At 63.4% G+C, this 4,004-nt stretch carries 4 protein-coding genes and 1 pseudogene; all 5 read right to left on the bottom strand.

Annotation, left to right across the window (positions count from 1 at the left end; all coding sequences use genetic code 11):
* Nucleotides 1-77: 77 nt before the first annotated feature.
* On the bottom strand, nt 78-1,769 hold the full coding sequence (locus ACMO6A_RS11225) for an AMP-binding protein (RefSeq protein WP_114516191.1): 1,692 nt from the start codon (nt 1,767-1,769) through the stop codon (nt 78-80).
* A gap of 10 nt (nt 1,770-1,779) precedes the next feature.
* The gene (locus tag ACMO6A_RS11220) at nt 1,780-2,355 is read right to left on the bottom strand and encodes a helix-turn-helix domain-containing protein (protein ID WP_114516190.1); all 576 of its coding nucleotides are present in this window, start codon (nt 2,353-2,355) and stop codon (nt 1,780-1,782) included.
* Between the two features lie 247 nt (nt 2,356-2,602).
* The gene (locus ACMO6A_RS11215) at nt 2,603-3,091 is read right to left on the bottom strand and encodes a DUF1269 domain-containing protein (protein WP_009304367.1); all 489 of its coding nucleotides are present in this window, start codon (nt 3,089-3,091) and stop codon (nt 2,603-2,605) included.
* A 242-nt stretch (nt 3,092-3,333) separates the two neighbouring features.
* Nucleotides 3,334-3,633, bottom strand: coding sequence for a ferredoxin family protein (locus tag ACMO6A_RS11210; protein WP_114516189.1), 300 nt, complete (start codon nt 3,631-3,633; stop codon nt 3,334-3,336).
* Nucleotides 3,630-4,004: pseudogene (locus ACMO6A_RS11205) on the bottom strand (FAD-dependent oxidoreductase); the annotation flags it as partial. The pseudogene ACMO6A_RS11205 and the gene ACMO6A_RS11210, both read right to left, overlap by 4 nt.

Genomic DNA, 4,004 nt, shown 5'->3' with positions numbered 1-4,004 from the left:
GTCTTCAGCCCCCTCCCCCTGCCTCATTCGGGAGGGCCGCACCGGAATACGCGCCCTCCCCTGAAAAGAACGGCTTGCTACTTGCCTGCTCGCACCAGCTCTTCGACCATTTCGCGCAGCTTGAACTTCTGCACCTTCATGGACGGGGTCATAGGGAAATCGTCCACGAAGAACACGCGCTTGGGCACCTTGTAGCGAGCGATGCGCGGAATGGCGAAGGCGCGCACATCGTCCTCGGTCATATCCTCGTAACCGGGGCGCACGCGGACGAACGCGCCCACGAGCTCGCCCAGCTTCGGATCAGGAATGCCCACCACCTGGGCGTCCAGCACGCCGGGCATGGTCAAGAGGAAGTTCTCCACCTCCAAGGGGTACACGTTCTCGCCTCCGCGGATGATCATGTCCTTGATGCGCCCGGTAACGCGGTAGTAGCCGTCCTCGTCCACCGTGCCGAGGTCGCCCGAATGCAGGTAGCCGTCCGCGTCGATGGCACGCGCCGTCTCCTCGGGCATCTTGTAGTAGCCCTTCATCACGTTGTAGCCCTTGCAGCACAGCTCGCCAGGCTCACCAGGTCCGCAGATGCGGCCGTCGGCGGGGTCGATCACGCGCACGTCCACCGGAGGATGCTTGCGCCCCACCGTCTCGCACTTGTGCTCGATGTCGTCGTCGGCGCTGGTCTGCGTGAACACGGGGCTCGTCTCGGTGAGGCCGTAGCAGATGGTGATCTCCTTCATGTACATGCGGTCCATGACCTCGCGCATGGTCTCGGGCGGGCAGGGGCTGCCGGCCATGATGCCCGTGCGCAGGCTGGACAGATCGAACGTATCGAAGTCGGGGTGGTTGAGTTCGGCGATGAACATGGTGGGCACGCCGTAGACGCTGGTGGCGCGCTCCTTATGTACGGCCTGCAGCACGAGCCCCGCGTCGAACTCCTCCACGATGATCATGGTGGAGCGGTGCGTAAGGTTCGCCATGACGCCCAGCACGCAACCGAAGCAGTGGAAGAACGGAACGGGCAGCGTCACGCGGTCGTCGGGTCCGAGCTTCTGGCCTTCGCCGATGTAGAAGCCGTTGTTCAGGATGTTGCGGTGCGTGAGCATGACGCCCTTCGGGAAGCCCGTGGTGCCGGACGTGTACTGCATCATCACCACGTCGTTGTTGTCGAAATGGGTTTCCGCCTCTGCCAACGCCTCTTCGGGCACATGGCTTCCCAGCAGCACGAGCTCCGGCACGCTATAGCAGCCGCGATGCTTTTCGGGACCCATGTAGATGATGTTCTTGAGGAAGGGGTAGTTCTCGGACTCCAGGTAGCCGCGCTGCTGCGTGAGCGTCTCGGGCACGAGATCTCGGATGATCTTCAGATAGTCCACGTCGCGATAGGCGTCGATGACGCACAGCGCCTTCATGTCCGACTGCTTCAGCACGTAATCAAGCTCGTGGCTCTTGTACACGGGGTTCACCGTGACCATGACCATCCCGATCTTGGCCGTGGCGTACATGAACGTCAGCCAGTCGGGGATGTTGCGCGCCCACACGCCGAGGTGGTCGCCTGGGCGCATGCCGATGGCGAGCAAGCCGCGCGCCAGGTTGTCGGTGCGCTCGTCGAACTCCTTGTACGTCCAACGCAACGCGCGGTCGGGATACACGACGAACTCGTGATCGGGATCTACAGCCACCTGATCGCGGAAGTAGCGGCCGATGGTCTTCTCGGAGTGCAGCGGGTAGTTTGGATCGCCCGGGACGGGGGCGGGGATGGCTTCGGTCGTCATGTTCCCTCCCCTAGATCGGCGTGTGCACGACGGCCAGGAACTTCGCCTTCTGGCCGTCATGGGCACGCACCTGATGAGGCACGATGGAGTCGTAGTAGATGCTCTCGCCGGGATGCAGCACGTACAGCTCCTTGCCGTACTCGATCTCGATGCAGCCCTCCATGCCGTAGAGCCACTCCTCTCCTTCGTGCCCCACCAGCTCGTGATCGGCTTCGCCGGAGGGATCCACCGTGATGACGAACGGATCCATGTGACGCGAAGGGCGCCCGGCTGCAAGGCTGAAGTAGCTCAAGTCGCCGCCCGAGGTCGTTTCGAGGCTCTTCGTGCGCTCGACCTCCTCCATCTGATCGCGGTCGATGTACGCGGGGCCCAGATTCTCGTCGTCGTCCATGAGCGTGCCAAGACGCACGCCCAACGCTCGGGTGATCTTGATGAGCGGCGCGAGAGATGCCGGCAGCTCGCCGCGCTCCAAGCCCTCGATGACCGAGACGTCGCATCCGCAACGATCCGCCAGATCCCGGCTCGACAGATGGTGGGCGGTCCGCAGGGTGACGATCTTCTCTCCGAGCCTGTTGTCATCCGCCATAGTGCGCTCCCCTTTTCTCTCGTCGCAACAATGCATCCGGGTAATTATCCCCCGTTCGCGTGCCGTCGCAACGAAAAAGCGCCGAACGGCCATCTTTCGCTTGGTCAAACGCTTGCGAGAAGGCTTGGAAACGCCCGGAAAACTCGCGAAGCGTCCCGCATGCGACCGAAGGCCCTTCCATCCTCGCTCTCACAGGATGGAAGGGCCTCTGGACCGACCCGGGGCGATGCCTTCGGGCGGACGGAAGCTAGTTCTTGAAAAGCTCGTGCTTGAGCTCTTCCTCGTCCTTGATGGACAGCGAGGTTTGCAGCACGTCGCCGCCGAACGGTCGGATGGCATCGATGAACTTGTCGGTGGTCATCTCGTCGACCACCATGAACACGGCGGCGCTGTCGTCGGTGCTCAGCAGGTTGCGCACGCGATCCTGGAAGTCCTTGTCCACGCCGTGCTTGACGATGGCGCCCGTCAACGCGCCGATGCCCGCGCCCAGCGCCGCGCCGACGATGGGCACGAAGAACAACAGACCGAACAGCACGCCCCAGAACAGACCCCACACCGCGGAGGTTCCCACCTTGGAGCCGGGCGTCACCACGTCGTACTTGCCGTCGGCGCGCCGCGCCACGACTGCGACGGACTGCAGGCTGACGATGAGGTTCTTGTCGAGATCGAGGATCTTCTGGTAGGCGGACTTCGCTTCCGCTTCGCTCGGGTAACCGAGCACGATGAGCGTACTCATATGATGGAGCTCCTTTCGATGCGTTCGAATATGGCTCCACTCTAAGCCTCCGCAAGCCCCTACGGCGAGAAGCGTTGCCGTTCGCCATCGGTTCGATACCGTCGCGTAAGCCGGCCGCTGGCCGCACGGGAAGGCATGAGGTCGAGACGCGCTTGCACGGCGGCATGAAAACGACCCCGACGATCTTTCGATCATCGGGGTCGCGAATATCTTGCAAACGATTCCGTCAGGACGTGCGGTTCCTACCCGAACCGGTACTCCACGCCCATGGTGGGCTGGGGGTTCTCCCACTTCTTGACGATGGTGCCCTCGCAGGCGATGCGGCAGGTGCCGCACTCCAGGCAGCCGGCGTAGTCGAAGGACTTCTTGCCGTCCTCGTCGATCTTGTAGAGCGCCGCCGGGCACACGCGCACGAGCTTCAGGAACTCCTCGTCGCCGGGGTCGTCCACGAGCTCGATGTGCGCGCTCTCCTCGTCCACCTCGTACTTGTCGAGCGCCAGGTACTCGTCGACGTTGACCGTGATCTCCTTGACCTCGCTCACAGCGACTTCACCGCCTTCCGAACCTCGCCGGCCAGCTTGAACAGGCCGCGCTGCTTGACTATGGGCATCATGCGCTTCATGAGCGGCTTCTGGGGCTTCCCGTCCACGCTGAACATGGCGTTGAAGACGTCGCGCGCCATGGCCGGGTACTCGGTGAACATGCGGTCCCAGCCCTCCATGACGTGGGGCCACTTGGAGAAGGTGCGCAGGTCCTGGATGACGAAGGAGCCCTCCATCGCCTCCTTGTAGGAGGCGAGCCCCGCCTCGCTCGTGTCGCCCGCGTCGAGCGCGCGCACGGCCGCCTGGCCCGCCATCTGGCCGGAGGCCACGGCGAAGTCCATGCCTCGCACCTGGTAGCCCATGTTCATGCA

Source organism: Eggerthella sp., from assembly GCF_048329335.1.
GTDB classification, from domain to species: Bacteria; Actinomycetota; Coriobacteriia; order Coriobacteriales; family Eggerthellaceae; genus Eggerthella; species Eggerthella lenta.
Note: the sequence above shows the minus strand (reverse complement) of the source record. Positions and strands in the feature narration are given on the sequence as shown.

Bases quoted from the DNA above. Each gene is read 5' to 3' on its own strand.
- ACMO6A_RS11225 (WP_114516191.1), bottom strand. From the start codon at position 1,769: ATGACGACCGAAGCCATCCCCGCCCCCGTCCCGGGCGATCCAAACTAC.
- ACMO6A_RS11220 (WP_114516190.1), bottom strand. From the start codon at position 2,355: ATGGCGGATGACAACAGGCTCGGAGAGAAGATCGTCACCCTGCGGACC.
- ACMO6A_RS11215 (WP_009304367.1), bottom strand. From the start codon at position 3,091: ATGAGTACGCTCATCGTGCTCGGTTACCCGAGCGAAGCGGAAGCGAAG.